Annotated in this window: 12 protein-coding genes; 5 read left to right on the top strand and 7 right to left on the bottom strand. The window is 71.9% G+C overall.

What is annotated here, in order from left to right; translation table 11 throughout:
- The first annotated feature begins 210 nt into the window (after positions 1 to 210).
- From O0S08_RS18185 to O0S08_RS18175, 3 genes are all read left to right on the top strand, one after another.
- Complete coding sequence (locus O0S08_RS18185; RefSeq protein ID WP_269040438.1) at positions 211 to 1212, top strand: hypothetical protein; 1002 nt, start codon at positions 211 to 213, stop codon at positions 1210 to 1212.
- A 254-nt stretch (positions 1213 to 1466) separates the two neighbouring features.
- Positions 1467 to 2021 (top strand): hypothetical protein, encoded by a 555-nt coding sequence (locus tag O0S08_RS18180; RefSeq protein WP_269040437.1) that lies wholly within the window; start codon positions 1467 to 1469, stop codon positions 2019 to 2021.
- Between the two features lie 411 nt (positions 2022 to 2432).
- A complete protein-coding gene (locus O0S08_RS18175; protein WP_269040436.1) occupies positions 2433 to 3806 on the top strand; it encodes a serpin family protein in 1374 nt (457 codons plus the stop codon).
- A 109-nt stretch (positions 3807 to 3915) separates the two neighbouring features.
- Here O0S08_RS18175 and O0S08_RS18170 read toward each other — a convergent pair whose 3' ends face one another.
- The 5 genes from O0S08_RS18170 to O0S08_RS18150 form a co-directional block, all read right to left on the bottom strand.
- Positions 3916 to 5043, bottom strand: a complete 1128-nt coding sequence (locus O0S08_RS18170; RefSeq protein WP_269040435.1) for a hypothetical protein — start codon at positions 5041 to 5043, stop codon at positions 3916 to 3918.
- Between the two features lie 68 nt (positions 5044 to 5111).
- Complete coding sequence (locus O0S08_RS18165) at positions 5112 to 6014, bottom strand: lamin tail domain-containing protein (protein WP_269040434.1); 903 nt, start codon at positions 6012 to 6014, stop codon at positions 5112 to 5114.
- Between the two features lie 69 nt (positions 6015 to 6083).
- Positions 6084 to 7742, bottom strand: coding sequence for a metallophosphoesterase (locus O0S08_RS18160; RefSeq protein WP_269040433.1), 1659 nt, complete (start codon positions 7740 to 7742; stop codon positions 6084 to 6086).
- 482 nt (positions 7743 to 8224) lie between these two features.
- Complete coding sequence (locus tag O0S08_RS18155; RefSeq protein WP_269040432.1) at positions 8225 to 9283, bottom strand: SDR family oxidoreductase; 1059 nt, start codon at positions 9281 to 9283, stop codon at positions 8225 to 8227.
- Complete coding sequence (locus O0S08_RS18150) at positions 9280 to 10242, bottom strand: carboxymuconolactone decarboxylase family protein (protein WP_269040431.1); 963 nt, start codon at positions 10240 to 10242, stop codon at positions 9280 to 9282. The genes O0S08_RS18155 and O0S08_RS18150 overlap by 4 nt, the downstream gene beginning before the upstream one ends.
- A gap of 129 nt (positions 10243 to 10371) precedes the next feature.
- Between O0S08_RS18150 and O0S08_RS18145 the strand changes: the two genes are divergently transcribed.
- Together O0S08_RS18145 and O0S08_RS18140 are read left to right on the top strand one after the other, a co-directional pair.
- Complete coding sequence (locus O0S08_RS18145; RefSeq protein ID WP_269040430.1) at positions 10372 to 11259, top strand: LysR family transcriptional regulator; 888 nt, start codon at positions 10372 to 10374, stop codon at positions 11257 to 11259.
- A gap of 59 nt (positions 11260 to 11318) precedes the next feature.
- The gene (locus tag O0S08_RS18140; protein ID WP_269040429.1) at positions 11319 to 11810 is read left to right on the top strand and encodes a hypothetical protein; all 492 of its coding nucleotides are present in this window, start codon (positions 11319 to 11321) and stop codon (positions 11808 to 11810) included.
- 27 nt (positions 11811 to 11837) lie between these two features.
- Here O0S08_RS18140 and O0S08_RS18135 read toward each other — a convergent pair whose 3' ends face one another.
- Both O0S08_RS18135 and O0S08_RS18130 read right to left on the bottom strand, forming a co-directional pair.
- Positions 11838 to 12146 (bottom strand): hypothetical protein, encoded by a 309-nt coding sequence (locus O0S08_RS18135; protein WP_269040428.1) that lies wholly within the window; start codon positions 12144 to 12146, stop codon positions 11838 to 11840.
- 169 nt (positions 12147 to 12315) lie between these two features.
- A complete protein-coding gene (locus tag O0S08_RS18130; protein ID WP_269040427.1) occupies positions 12316 to 14328 on the bottom strand; it encodes an FAD-binding protein in 2013 nt (670 codons plus the stop codon).
- Between the last annotated feature and the right edge of the window lie 2 nt (positions 14329 to 14330).

Genomic DNA, 14330 nt, shown 5'->3' with positions numbered 1-14330 from the left:
GCCGCCGCCCCGTCGAGCGCGCGCAGCCCCACCAGCACCACCTTCGCGCCCGTCCCTGCGAGCAGCAGGCCCAGCGCGAGGCGGCGGGCGCCGCGGCGCACCACCTGGCCCGACCGTCGCGCGCGCGGCCACGCTCTCGGCCGTCCCCCGACGCGGCCCTCGCGTCGGCCCGGCCTCGCGGGCATCCTCGACGATCCGGGAGGTGTGGCGATGCGAGGCAGGCCAGCGGCGATCGGCATCATCATCACGGCGCTCGCCGGCGCCTGTCTGTTCCACCACGATCCGACCGACCCCACCGACGCCGCCACCACCACCGGCACCTCGACCGGTTCGACCACCGAGGCCGTCCCGACCGCCGGCGAGGATCAGTGCCCGAACAATTGCCCCTACCCGGGCCCGTGCAAGCAGATCACCTGCGTCGAGGGCGCCTGCGGCGTCGCCGACCTGCCTGAAGGGACAGCTTGGCCCGGCACCCCCGGCGACTGCCGCCAGGACGTGTGCGACGGCCAGGGCGGCCTCGACAGCGTCCTCGCCGACGACCCGCCGAACCAGGTGCCGGGAGACTGCCAGCGGTTCGTGTGCGACCAGGGCGACGCGGTCGTCATGCTCGACGCCTCCGACGTCCCCGACGACGACAACGACTGCACCGACGACACCTGCGAGGACGGCACCCCGACCAACACCCCCAAGGCCATGCACACCGCCTGCGGCCCGGGTGACGCCCACTTTTGCCACACCGACGCCGCCTGCCGCCCGTGCAAGCAGGTCACCGACGCCTGCGAGGATTACGGCCAGGAGCCGCACGACAACCAGGAGACCGCGCAGAACCTCGGCACCATCACCGACGCGGACGACGACGGCTCCTTCGTGTGCGGCACGATCCGGGGGGCCAACGACATCGACTGGTACACCTTCGCCGGCGACGACGCCTTCCTCAATTACGTCGACCCGGTGCGCAGCCTGTTTCAACAGAACGGCAGCGGCGGCCAGGTCTGCGTCTACATCCAGTGCAGCAGCGGCAGCACCAGCATCAACTGCAACGGCGCCACCCCTTCGACGGCCCCGCTGGGCCAGAAGGGCTGCTGCAGCCCGACGAGCGTGGCCCCAAAGCTCAACTGCGGCGGCCTCGACGACAGCGCCAAGCTGTGGATCCGCGTCGACACCCCGGACAACCTCGCCTGCGTGCCGTACCAGCTCGACTATCACTTCTAAGGAAGGCGACGCGCCGGCGACGGATCGCAGGACCCGCGGCGTCCCCGTGAATCCGCGCTCCCCTTATCTCCGGGATACGCCACGCCTCCGCGCGAACGCGATTGTCTTGGCGCACGAGCGTCGCTGGCGGAGCCGCGACGGCAGCGACACCTTCGCGCCTGCAAGCGCGAGCAGCCAACCGCCGCCCCCCGACGGGCGCCCGGATTGCAGCAAGCCGTCCGCCGAGGTGGCTCGCACGAGCTACGCTGCCTCGCATGCCTACGCTTGACATTGCTCGCATCGCGCTCGTCTGTGCCGTGCTCGCCTGTGGCCCGAACTCGGGCGAAACCACCGCCGAGACCACCCAGGCCGACAGCACCGGCGCCTCGGCCTCGACGACCACCACCGCCGCGAGCGAACCCGACCCGGTGACCGGTACGACGACCGACGCCACCACGGGCGACATCACCACCACCGCGCTCCCCACCGGCTCGCTCACCACATCGACCGCGACCACCGAGCATGAGGCGACGAGCACGACCACCGACCCCGGCCAGGTGTGCGGCGAGGGCTGGTGCGCGGCCAAGGACTTCATCAACGTCGTCATCAAGGACAACCACGAAGACGCCCCGCACGAGCTCGTGATCCCCACCAGCGACGTGAAGGCCTGCGAGCTGCGCACCTACGGCATCCAGGGCGCCGCCGATCACGACCACACGATCACCCTCACGCCGGAGCTCTTCCTCGCCATCGACGACGGCGGCCAGTTCGACCTCGAGTCGACCGAGGCCCAGGGCCACACGCACATGGTCTGGGGCGACTGCGAGTAGTTTTTAACCTGGCCCGAGAGCCCGCTGCTCACGCGGCGCTCTCGCCTGTCCCGAAGGCCAGTCCGTCGCTCCGCGGTGGCCACCATCTCGCCTGCTCCAAAGGACAGGCCACTCCACGCGCCGCGCACGCGCACGACATGTCCGAAGAGACATTTTTGCAGACGAGGTCCTCGCGACGCGATCACCCAGATCGGCCACGCCGCGGTCGCGGGCGGGCGCAGCGGCCGCGCGCGCAATAGCGGTCATCGTGGGCGCATGCCCCCACGGTTTGGTTCGGCCCACGGCTGAGTCTGCTGGATCGGGAGCGCCGCGCCGCGGCCCTGGGCGCGCGGCCCCCCGCGGCGACGTCGGCGGGCCCCAGCGCTGCGCAGGCGCGCTCGTGCGCGGCGATCTGCGGCACCATCCCTCCTCATGTCGCAGCGAGTCCCCCGCACCTTCGTCGTCTGCGTCGCGCTGGTCGGCTGCGACGCCACGGCGACGAAATCGGAGCCCGCCCCGATCGCCACGGTCGCAGCCTCGGCCGCCATTCCCACGGCCCCGCCGACCCCCACCCACGCGCCGGCCGACAAGGCCGCCTCCGCCGCCGAGGCCAAGCCCGCGGAGGCCAAGCCGGCCGAGCCGGCCAAGGCCGCGCCGCCGGCGGGCAAGGCCAGCAGCGAGCTCAAGCACGCGCTCGGGCGCAGCATCAACGACTTCACCATCGACCTCCAGCGCAAGCTCGCCAAGCAGCCCGGCAACCTGCTCGTCTCGGGCATGAGCCTCTCGGTCTCGCTGGCGATGCTGCAGGCCGGCAGCACCGGCACGACGGCCCGCGAGCTCGCCGAGGTGCTGCACCACGACGGTCTGACCGGCGACGTCCACGCGGCGCTCGCCCACCTGGCCGCGCGCTGGAACCACGAGCACGACCACGTCACCCTGGTGACCGCGAGCCGCCTGTTCGGCGATCAGAAGTACGAGTTCAAGCCCGAGTACCTCGACCTCACGCGCAAGGTGTTCGCCGCGCCGTTCGGTCCGCTCGACTTCGCGGGCGACCTCGCCGGCGCGCGCGAGCAGATCAACGGCTGGGTGCGCGAGCAAACCCGCTCCGAGATCGGCGAGATCGTCGCCGCGGACGCCGTCGACGCCGGCACGCGCCTGCTCGTCACCGACGCCGCCGCCTTCAAGGCCGACTGGCTCGAGCGCTTCGACCCCGCCGCCACCGCGCCGGTGATGTTCTACGGCCACGAGCGCAGGGAGCCCGTGCCGATGATGCGCAGCGTCCAGCGCGTGTCCACCACCCTCGGCCTGGCCGGCAAGCTGCGCCTGGTCGAGCTGCCGTACCGGGGCGGCGAGTACAGCATGGTGCTCCTCCTGCCCGCGACCCGCGGCGGCCTCGAGGACGTCGAGAAGGGCTTCGACTTCGAGCGGCTGCAGAGCTGGCTCGACGCCGCCAAGCCGGCCCCCGTCGATCTGCAGCTGCCCCGTTTCAGCCTCGACAGCGACCTCGACCTCGCGCCGTTCGTCTACAAGCTCGGGGCGGCGCGGGTGTTCGACGCCCGCCGCGCCGAGCTCGGCGGCATGACCGGCGAGAAGAAGCTGGCGCTGTCGGCAGTGCGTCACCGGGCCCGCCTCACCGTCGGGGAGCACGGCGCCGACGCCCCGGCCGCCAACGCCATCGAGATCTCGGTCGGCGACGCCAAGACCGCTCCGATCCCGTTCATCGCCGATCGCCCGTTCATCTTCTACATCCGCGACGTCCGCAGCGGCGTCCTGCTGTTCTACGGGCGCGTCGTCGACCCCGCGTGAGGCCGAACGAGCATGCCCCTTCGGTCATGCGCGTCGGGGCATGACCGAATGGACATATCCTTTCAAACATGTTCGTCCGAGGGCCGCCGTCAGGCACGCCTGCGTCGCCTCAGCACTCGAGCACGAGCACGAGCGAGCTCGGGCGGCCGAACCCGCCCTGCTTGATCCCCACCGCGACACACGGCTCGGTCGGGTGGGCCGCGAGCGAGCGCGGCGTCCCCGGAGCCGGCAGCGTCCACGCGCCGAGCAGGGTCGTGCCTCGCCACAGGCGCAGCCGGCCGCCGGCGTCGACGCTGACCCAGCGTTCCCCGTCGCACAGCGTGACGATGCCGACCACGCTGTCGCGGGAGTACGTCGCCCACGCCAGCCCCGCCACCGACTGGCGCACCTCCGGCGTCGTCGGCAGCTCCGGCTCGATGCTGCCCGGAGGACCCTCCGGCGTCGGCAGCCGCTCCTGCTGCAGGGTCTCCGCGAACGACCAGCGATCGAGCTCCCCGTCGAGGCCGCCGGTGAGAAAGCCGTCCTCGCCCGGCAGCGCCGCGATCGCGGTGACTCGCCGGCCCCCTCGCACGTGTACGCGCTGGATCGGCTCGTCGCTCGCCAGCGGCACCGCGACCAGGCCGTCGGCGGCCTTCCCCGCCTCACGAACCCCCGTCTCGGGGCGCCAGACCGCCAGGCCGAGCGAGCCACCGCCGCCGGTGAACACCCATCCGCGGCGGACGACCATCCCGCAGTGGGTCAGGGGATGTCGCGTGTCGTCGCCGCGGCACTCCAGCCGCTCCGAGAACTGCCGCACCGCCACGAGCTCATCGAGCGACGACGTGTGGTGACGGACGAGCGCCAGCTCGCCCGTCAACATCACCCCGGTGGCGCACCCGCGGCTGCGCCTGGGCTCGTGGCGGGGCACGAACGCGGCCTCGCGGGCGATCGCCAGATCGGTGACCCCGAACAGGATCGTCGGGCCAGGGCTCAGGCTCGACCCCCGCGTCGCGGCCACCAGGTGGCGATCGTCGGCGGAGAAGTAGAGGCCCGCGACCGTCGGCGGATCCGTCGGGTAGCCGGGCTGACGTTGCGGACTCATCGGCGTCACCGCGATCTCGCCGGTCGACAGCCGCGCGAGCGCGACGCCGCCGTTGCCGTACCAGGCCCCGCCGCCGGCCGCGAGCCGCGTCCCGTCGTTCGAGAACATCACCGAATACGGCGCCCACGGGGTGCGGATGGCGTGCAGGACTCGCATGTCGACGATCCCAGGGTGCCACTCGCAGGTCCCCCCGGCCAGTCGATCCGCGCCGACGTGGGTCGCCGTCAGCGACACGGCGGATTGGCAGCGCCAGGGCTGCCGGTGTGCAGCGAAAAATACTCCGCTGTGGCCGCACACCAGGCCCCCGGCACGTCGTTGGCGAGCGCCTCCTCCTGCCCGGGGTCGAGCTGGATCGCGACCCCGGTGTCGTACGGCCAGGTCATCGGCTCGAACTCGACCACGTCGACGTCGACGTCGCCGCAGCGGAGGATGAACGCGTCGCCGGTGTTGGTCAGCGAGAACCCCTGCGCGAACGCGTAGGCGACGCCCTCGAGGCCGCCGTTGACGGCAGAGTCGACCGTCTTGGCCATCACCATCCGCTCGCCGGGACCGAGCACCAGCGGGCCGCCGGCGTCGATCGGATGGTCGTCGTCGTTGACGCCGAGATCGGCCAGATGACAGCCGTCGAGGTCGAGGTCGTCGTCGCTGACGTTGAGCAGCTCGAACCACTCGGCGTCGAAGTCGGACAGCTGCGGATCGATCATCATCTCGACGACGATCACCTGGCCCTCGCCCGGCGGCTCCGGATCGAGGCACTGGCCGTCCTGGCAGTGCTGCGGCGCGGCGCAGGGATCGGGGTCGCAGGGATCGATCGGCGCGGTCGTGCCGTCGCCGGTGGTCGTGCTCGTCGTGCTCGTGCCGCTCGTGGTGGTCGTCTCGACGCCGCCGGTGCTCGTCGTGCTCGTGCCCGTCGTCGACGACGCGCCGTCACTGTCGCTGTCGCTGCCCTCCGTGCCGGTCGAGGTCCCGGAAGTCGTCGGCGCGCCGCTCGTGCTCGTCGGCTCGCCGCCCGGCTCGGTCGTCGCGTTGCTCGTGCTGCTCGTGCTGCTCGACGCCGAGTCCATGCCGCCGCCGCCGCAAGCCATCATCCAGGAGGAGAGGAACGCCAGGGAGTATCGCGTCGACATGAAGTAGCCCGGCACCGTAGGAGCCGGGCCCGACGCGGTCAAGGCGCTGATCCGTGCCTCTCGACGCGCTCACTCGGGCGCGTCGATCCACAGCTCGACGTTGCGCTGGTCGGGCCCGGTCCCGCGCCCGTCGTTCTCCCAGCCCGAGGTGAAGTCGGCGACCGCGAGGGTCCGGCCGAGCTCGGCCAGCGGGTCGTCGTCGGTGATCATGTCGAACGCGCGCGCCTTGATCGACAGCGCCCCGTTGTCCTGGTCCCACACCTCGATCACGCGCATCTGCGACGGGAAGTCGTTGAGCGAGGGCGTCACCATCTCCCAGTACGGGTGGCCGCCGGCCGGCAGCAGCGGCTCGACCATCAACCGGTGCGTGTGCGCGGCGAGGTGCATGATCACGTTGTCGTAGCCGCCGAGGAACTCCTGCCATTGCACCGGCGTCAGCGCGTCGTCGTACTTGGTGCCGATGCCGAACTCCTGGCCGTTGCCGAGGCTGCCGGAGCGGTGGTGCGACGTCACGATCACCCACTTGCCGTCGGCCAGCGCCTGATCGAGCGTCGGCGCGATGATCGTCTCGAGATCACCCGGCCGGATCAGCCCCTGGCTCGAGCCGGTCAGCGACGACGTGTTCAAGACGAAGAACCGCAGCGGGGTGCCGGCGACGTCGAAGGTGTAGAACGTCCGCCCGAGCTCGACGGCCGCGTCGAGGCCGTGGCCGTCGCCGTCGCCCGCGACGATCGCCAGCTGCTCCGGCTCGGTCAGGAACGCCCGCGCCGGATCGGCCGGCACCATGCCCTTGACGATCGGCGCCCCCGGCTGGCCGTAATCCCGCGTGCCGCCGACCGAGTCGTCGCCGATCGGCTCGCTGAAGTCGAGGATCGCAAAGGTGCCCTGGCGCAGGACGTCGTGGTTGCCGGCCACCCAGCGCCACGGCACGTCGAGGCCGACCGGCGCGAAGCGGTCCTTCTGGTCGTTGTCGGGCCCGGGCAGCGGATCGTCGTCGACCCCCGAGTCGCACTCGACCGGCGCGCCGCTCAGGATCCCCAGGAACCACTCGAGCTCGTTGGTCTGCGCGTTGTCGGTGTTGTCCCCGCCGAGCAGCACGAAGTCGAGCGGCGCGTCGACGTTGAGGGCGTTGATCGTGCGCACCCCCGCGTTGAGCATGCGGCACACGTGGCCCTCCTGCGGGCGGAACGCGCCGCCGGACACCTCGTCGAACGAGGCCAGGCGGGCCGGGGACTCGTCGTCCGCCAATTGAGTGTCGGCCAGGTGGACGAAGCGCACCAGCAGCTTCGGCGCTGCCCCCGGCGCCGGCGGCTCGGAGTCGTCGAGGGTGCGCGGCAACACCGGCTCGCCGGGGCCGAGCATCACGTCGCCGTAGCCGTCGGCCAGCGCGGTCTCGACGTCGGCCGGCAGCCGCAGGTCGAGCACCTTCTCCGGATCGACGGGGTGCGTCGGCGTGCGCAGCACCTCGTCGGTGAGCGGCACCGGCCCCTCGAGCGGCGGCAAGGGCTCGGGCAGCGGCTCGCTCGTGCTGGTGGTGCTGTCGTCGCCGGTGGTGCCGCCGGTGGTCGGATCAGTCGGCTCTCCGCCGGTGGTCGTCGACGTGCTCGTGGTCGTCGGCGCCGTCGTGCCAGTCGAATCACCGCCGCTCGCGTCGTCGGTCTCGCCGGCCGTGGGCGAGTTGCAGGCGACGAGCAGGGCGAGGACCGAGGCGAGGCGACGCGCGAACATCCAGGCCACCATACACAAGCCGCCGCCGTTTTTACCCGCCGCTCGCGGCCGTCACCATCGGCAGGCCGCACGTGCATTGCCGGGTGCCATGAATGCATTCCCTCGCCGCGGCGACGCGGGCGGATCCGGCCAGGCCCCGTCGTCCGCGTCCATCCGGGTTACTTCGCGACATGGTGGGGATTTTCGCCCCGCGGCCGCCCGTGAAGCAGGCAGCCACGCGCGACGCCGCGGACGCCCCGCCGGTGCCGGCGGGCCCCGCCAGGAGGTCGTCGATCGCCATCGCAGCGCCAGGCGACTCGCGCCGGCGGCATGGGCCTCGTCTACCCGCCGTCGCCGCCCTGCGTGTCCCGCGCGAGCCGCCCGCCGACGACCCGACGCGACCGTGAGCGAACCTCGAGACATGACCGATCGAGCATGACCTCATCACCATGTCTCTTCGAGAATGTCCATTGTGACATGTCTTGAAGAGCACCCGAACGCGCTCACGGGATGAGCCTCCGCGCCCGCAGCGCCGCGAAGTGGGCGAAGAACGCCTTGTCGGTCGTCTGGTACTCGCGGAAGCCGAGCTCGCGGCTCTTCGACATGTCCGTCACGCACTCGAACGGGCGCCCGAGGTCGGCGTCGGTGTGCCAGAACGAGGCGAGCTTCGCCAAGTCGGGCTCGGCGAGGCCGTGGCGGGCCGCCAGGGCGCGCCAGGCAGGGGCCGCGGCGGCCATCTGTCGCTCGAGGGGCACGCCCTCCCCGGTGAACGGCGCCGGCGCCAGCCCGAACCAATCGCCGATCCGCGTCCACATCCGCTTCCAGCGGAACACGTCGCCGTTGACGACGTTGAGCGCCTGATTGCGGGCGGCCGGGGTCGTCGCCGCCCACTCGAGGTGCCCGGCGAGGATCCGCGCGTCGGTCATGTCGGTGAGCCCGTGCCACTGCGCGGCGCTGCCGGGGAACACGAACGGACGCCCCGTCTCCCGCGCCAGCGTCGCGACCACCGCCAGGGTCGTGCCCATGTTCATCACGTTGCGCTCGGCGAAGCCGAGCATCGTGTGCGGGCGGTGCACGCTCCAGCCGAAGCCGTGGCGACGAGCCGCCGCGAACAGCTCGTCCTCGAGGGTGTAGTAGAACTGCGGCTCCGGCAGCCGCGGGAGGTCCTCGCGGAACGGCGTCGGCGGCGGCGGCCCCTTGGCGTAATTGTCGAACGAGCCGATGTAGTGCTTGAGCCCGGTGACGAGCGCGACGTGCCGGGGCGCGTCCGGGCGCAGCGCCGTCAGCAGGTTCCGCATCATCGCCCCGTTCACCGCGATGTTCTCGGCCTCGGTCGGGCGCCGCGACCAGGTCGCGTAGAACACGTGCGACGGTCGCAGATCCTTCAGAGTCCGCTGGACCGCCGACGCGTCGCGCAGATCGGCGGCCAGCGGCGTGACACCGGGCGTGGCGACCGGCTCGCGCGCCAGCCCGAGCACGGACCAGCCGCGCGCGACGAGGTGTTCGGAGAGGGTATGCCCCACGATGCCCGTGGAGCCGACGACGAGGGCGGTGCGATTCATGACGCCTCCAGCGCGGACTCGGCCGCGAGACGGGCGCGCGAGGCGGCCGCGCTGCCGGCGACCCGCTCGAGCCCGGAGATCAGGTTCCACACGTCGGCCTGCGCCATCCCGGCGGCCAGCGCCTCCGCGATCTTCAGCCGCAGCAGCTCCGGCGAGGTGGCCCGCGTGATCAGGGCGGCCAGCGTCACGAGCGCGCGCTCGCGGGCGGAGAAGTGCGCGGCCGGCTCGAGCGCCGCCAGCGGCAGCGCCTCGGTCGCCCGCGGGGCCCCGACCGCCGAGCGGCCGGCCACCACCTCCTCGAGCGCCAGCCGCGACTGGTACGCGTTGGCGTGGCCGACGTACGGCTCGAGCGCGCGGACGACCTCGCGCAGCTGATCGGGCGACCAGCCGTTGTTGAGCGCGCCGTGGGTGTGCCAGCGCAGTTGCAACGGCACCGTGCTCATCGCCACGTACGCCGCGAAGATGCCGAGCTCGCGCGTCGCAATGGTGGCACCCGGATGCAGGAACAGATCGTTGTAGAAGACGGTCGCCATGTTGCGCCAGAAGTGCGGCGCGATCCGTTCGACGCTGGTGTACGTGTCGTCGGTCGGGCCGGCCGGATACACCTGCTGGATGACCTGCTTGGCCCGCTCGTAGCGCGCGTCGTTGCCCTCCGCGACCGGGGCGTCGCCCGGCTCGAGCACCGCCTCGCCAGGCAGGGCCTTGCCGGCGGCGTCGCGCGCCGCGAACACCTTCGCAGCGGCTGCGATCCCATTGACCGCCGTGGGCGTGCCCGAGGCCTGCGACAGGGTGCCGATCATCTCGACGATCTCCTGGCGCCTCGCCCCGGCGTCGAGCGCCGCGTCGACGTGCTGCGGAAGGTGGCCGCGACCGACCTCGCCCAGCGCCACGAGGGCCGCGACGGTGGCCAGCTCGCGGTCTCTGGCCGACAAGTGCTGCGTCTCTTGCTTCGCGTTCATGATGCTCTCTCCTGTGCGAGCCGCGTGTGGCTCGCGGGACAGGATGGCGTCCGTCGTCGCGGCGAGTAGGCCTCGCCGCGGCGCTTCTGCGTCGCCCGGGCGGCGACAATGCGGCATAGTCGACGCACCGTGGCCGAGCGCAATGACGCGAGCGACATCGAGGTCTTCGTGGCCGTGGCCCGGGCCGCCAGCTTCACCCGCGCCGCGGAGCAGCTCGGCACCAGCAAGTCGAACGTCGGCAAGGCGGTGCAGCGGCTCGAGGCGCGCCTCGGCACGCGGCTGCTGCAGCGCACCACTCGCGCGGTGCGGCTGACCGAGGACGGCGAGACGTACTTTCAGGCGGCGCGCGCCGCGGTCGAGGGCCTGCGCGAGGCGGAGCAAGCGCTGGCGGCCCGCCGCTCCGAACCCGCCGGCCGCGTGCGCGTCGATCTGCCGGCCGCGTTCGGCCGCCTCCTGCTGCCTGCGTTCGGCGAGCTGCGTCAGCGCCACCCGAAGCTCTCGCTCGAGCTCTCGTTCGCCGATCGCATGTCGGATCCGGTCGGCGAGGGCTGGGACCTGGTGGTGCGGATCGGCGAGCTCGCCCGCGACACCACCCTGACCGCGCGCAAGCTCGGCACCCTCCGCCTCGGCCTCTACGCCTCGCCGGCCTACCTCGCCCGCCGCGGCCGGCCCGCCGACGACGCGGAGCTCCTCACGCACGACGCGATCGTGTTCCGCGGCCCGAGCGGCCAGCTGCGCGCGTGGGCGATGGGGCGCGAGCAGGTCACGCCGACTCCGACCATCATCCTCACCGACGGCCAGGCCCTCGTCGACGCTGCCCTGCAGGGCCTCGGCGTCGCCCAGATCTTCGACAAGGTGGCCGAGCCGCACGTGACCGCCGGACGGCTCGAGCGAGTGTTGCCGGGGACCGAGGCCCAGGGCCCGCCGATCCACGCGCTCGTGGCGGCCGGCCCGAAGATGCCGCCGAAGACCCGCGCGGTGCTCGACGCGCTGGTCCGGGCCCTCGGGCGCAAGTAGGCGCGCTGCCGAACGAAATGCTATACATTTGCACAGGCCCGAGCAGGACACGGAGCGTCATGACGAAGAACACGGCGGAGCAACCAGAGAGCGAGAACGAGGGCGACGAGCGCACGTGGGTCGCCAGCGGCTTCACTGCCCGGGTGATCAAGAACGAGGACGACGAGGGCTGGGCGGTGACGATGACGCGGGACGGCGACTCCGAGCCGGTCCTCACCAGCCCATGGACGATGGGGCGCGACAAGAAGAATCCCAAGCCGCTCAACCATTCGGACTTCAAGACCCTGCTCAAGGGCGCGCTCGACGTCGTCGCTCGCCACGAGGCGCACGCCCGGGCCATGCGTCACCGGAGCGTGACTGTGGTCGATGGCGAGGGCAGCTCGATCCGCGTCGACCTGGACATCGCCCCCGACGAGGACGACCCGCACGCGATGCTCTCCGCGTGGGATGCCATCGGCGAGAAGTTGGCCGAGCGGCGGGTCGCGCCGAACTTCAAGCTCAGCAGCGCGAGCGCGGGCCGCTGGGTCGCCAGCGGCTTCGGCGAGCCCTGAGCGCGGTGCAGGCAGACCGGGGCCGCCTCACCGCGGCCCGTCGCTGGATCGCGTGCCGAACAGCTGGAAGCTCGGGATCGGCGGGCGCTTCGGCGGGCTGCGGATCTGCGTCGGCGGCTCCGGGTCTGCGTCGTCGCCGCTGAACGTGATCACCTGCGCGTTCGGGTCCGGCTTCGCGGGCGTGGCCGCGACCTCGGCCTCGACCTCGACTTCTTCCGTGGGCCCTCCCTGCGGCTCTGCCGGCTCCGGCGCCTCGGCGACTTCTCGGGCCCCGGAGGTGTGGCCGCAGGCGGTCAGGACGAGGGCGAGGAGGAGCGCGGCGCGGACGGCGGGCATGCCCTCGCTCGAACGCGCCGGCGCGGCCGAAGGTTCGACCGGTCGAGCCCGCCACGAGCGGCGCCGCCCGCTCGCCGGCGCCCGGCCCGTCGGCCTGCTCGCAATCATGCGACGAGCGCGAAAGGACATGTCTCTCGTGCCATGTCCTTTCGCGCTCGCGGTGCTCACCTCAATCCGCCCGCTGGCGCCGGTGGAACCGCGCCACGCGGTCGAGGATCTCCTCGAACCCGAGGTGCTGCGACGGCGTCGCCGGCACGTAGTGCAGCTGCCCGGTGGCGGGGTCGTGCTCGAGCGCGAGCAGGTTGACCTCGCCGTGCTCGTTGACGAGGAAGGCCGCGCCGGCGGCGAGGTCGTGGTACAGCTCCATGCCGTCGACCTGCATCGGCTCGGTCGGCGCCGCGTGCTCGACGTTGGCCAGTGGGAACGCCCTGCGGGGCGGCTGCGCGGGCATCTCCGGGAAGTTGCCGGCCGGCGCCCCGCGCAGCGCTTGCCGGGCCGCCGCGTGGCCGGTGAAGAAGCCGCGCAGGTACTCGTTGGTGAACGTCGCCCCGTCGGGGTCGATGCGGTCGCGCACCGCCAGGAATTGCTCGAGGCGGGTCGGCTGCGCCCCGGTCTTCGCGGTCAGGAGCGAATGCACGTACTCGTCGATGCCGGGCACGCTGTCGAGGTACTTGCCCCAATTCGGCAGCCCGCCCCACTTCTTCCACCCGAGCTCGTGCTCCGGCTTGTAGAACTCGCGGTTGAAGGCCAGGTACGTGTCGGTCAGGTCGCCGTGGGAGTAGCTGAGGTACTCGAAGTAGCAGGTGTGCTGCGACGAGCCCGCCGGCGCGTAGGCGGGCGACAGGGTCGCCTGGCTGTTGCGGACGAAGCGGGCGTGGGCGTTGAGGTTGACCGGGTACGGCATGTCGCCCTCGCTGCCGCTGCGCCACGCCTCCATGCGATCGACCAGCTGATAGAACGCGGCGACGATGTCGGCGAAGCCCTGCGCCCCGCCCATCGGCATCGTGAACTCGAGGTCGAGGAAGCTGCGGAAGTAGCGTTTCTGATAGAGGAACCCGTCGGGCGGGGTGAGCACGACCGGATCGCTGAAGAGGTTCTTCCACTTCATCGTGCTCAGCGCGAAGCTCGACATCGCCGGCACGACCTTCGGCAGGCGGTCGATGAGCGGGCCGATCGCCCCGCCCGCCAGCGCCAGCACCCCGAACGCGTCGTTCCACAGGTTGACGAAGGTGGCGTCGCCGCTGACCGGATCGCTGGTGCGATCGAACATCATCACCCACAGGGTGTCCTGCTCGGGCCCGGCCGGCACCGGGGTGAGGCCGTGCATCTTGTAGGCGTTGTACGGGAACCAGAACAGCTCGACGTAATCGTGGCCCTCGATCAGCCGCTGCAGCTTGCCCGGGTCGGCGCGATCGAACACGTCGGTGACCTTCACGAACGCGTTCGAGACGCGCAGGTTGAACGGCTCGGCCGGCAGCTGGAAGACGATCCGCGCCAGCACGCCGAGCGCGCCCTGATTCACCCGCACCACGTTCATCAGCTCGGCCGGGCTCAGGCCGAGGGCCTCGAACCCGGGCGGGCTGGCGTCGGCGGTGAATGTCAGTACCGTCCCGTCGGGTGCCACCAATTCGAGGCCGTAGACCAGCTCGGCGATCGTCGGCTCGGACCAGCCGGTGCCGTGGCAGCCGTTGGCGACGAAGCCGCTGAGGGTGATGTCGGGCGCCGGGCCCTGGGTCGGCAGCGGCGCGCCGAGCTGCTGCGCCAGGTTGGCGAAGTCGCCCTGACACATCCCCGCGGGCACGCTGATCCGCAGGTACGCGCGGCCATCGGCGCCCGTCACGGCCTCGTGGCGGACCTCCATGCAATTGGCCGCCCCTGCCCCGCCGACCACGTTGCACACGCAGGCGTTCTTGTTCTCGGGGGTCAGCCGGCTGGTGTTCACCGAGCAATCGGCGGTGACGATCGCAGGGTTCCACGAGTGTCCGCTGCCGCGCGCGCGCACCTGCTTGTGCCCGGCGTGGGCCAGGCGGACCACCTGGCGCAGCTCGGTGAGGCACCGCGGCTCGACGGCGATCGCGGGCGTGAAGGTGAGGGTGTCCGACCAGTTGGTCTGGGTCGTCGAGGGCGAGGCCGCGGCCTCGGTCGCGGTGTCGAGCTCGTTGGCAGTGCGATCGTCGGTCATGG

Source organism: Nannocystis punicea (assembly GCF_026965555.1).
GTDB lineage: Bacteria > Myxococcota_A > Polyangia > Nannocystales > Nannocystaceae > Nannocystis > Nannocystis punicea.
The sequence above is the reverse complement of the archived record's forward strand: the minus strand, read 5'-3'. Positions and strand labels throughout refer to the sequence as shown.

Excerpts from the sequence above, each read along its gene's own strand:
- O0S08_RS18185 (WP_269040438.1), top strand. The coding sequence starts at position 211 with ATGCGAGGCAGGCCAGCGGCGATCGGCATCATCATCACGGCGCTCGCC.
- O0S08_RS18180 (WP_269040437.1), top strand. The coding sequence starts at position 1,467 with ATGCCTACGCTTGACATTGCTCGCATCGCGCTCGTCTGTGCCGTGCTC.
- O0S08_RS18175 (WP_269040436.1), top strand. The coding sequence starts at position 2,433 with ATGTCGCAGCGAGTCCCCCGCACCTTCGTCGTCTGCGTCGCGCTGGTC.
- O0S08_RS18170 (WP_269040435.1), bottom strand. The coding sequence starts at position 5,043 with ATGCGAGTCCTGCACGCCATCCGCACCCCGTGGGCGCCGTATTCGGTG.
- O0S08_RS18165 (WP_269040434.1), bottom strand. The coding sequence starts at position 6,014 with ATGTCGACGCGATACTCCCTGGCGTTCCTCTCCTCCTGGATGATGGCT.
- O0S08_RS18160 (WP_269040433.1), bottom strand. The coding sequence starts at position 7,742 with ATGTTCGCGCGTCGCCTCGCCTCGGTCCTCGCCCTGCTCGTCGCCTGC.
- O0S08_RS18155 (WP_269040432.1), bottom strand. The coding sequence starts at position 9,283 with ATGAATCGCACCGCCCTCGTCGTCGGCTCCACGGGCATCGTGGGGCAT.
- O0S08_RS18150 (WP_269040431.1), bottom strand. The coding sequence starts at position 10,242 with ATGAACGCGAAGCAAGAGACGCAGCACTTGTCGGCCAGAGACCGCGAG.
- O0S08_RS18140 (WP_269040429.1), top strand. The coding sequence starts at position 11,319 with ATGACGAAGAACACGGCGGAGCAACCAGAGAGCGAGAACGAGGGCGAC.
- O0S08_RS18135 (WP_269040428.1), bottom strand. The coding sequence starts at position 12,146 with ATGCCCGCCGTCCGCGCCGCGCTCCTCCTCGCCCTCGTCCTGACCGCC.
- O0S08_RS18130 (WP_269040427.1), bottom strand. The coding sequence starts at position 14,328 with ATGACCGACGATCGCACTGCCAACGAGCTCGACACCGCGACCGAGGCC.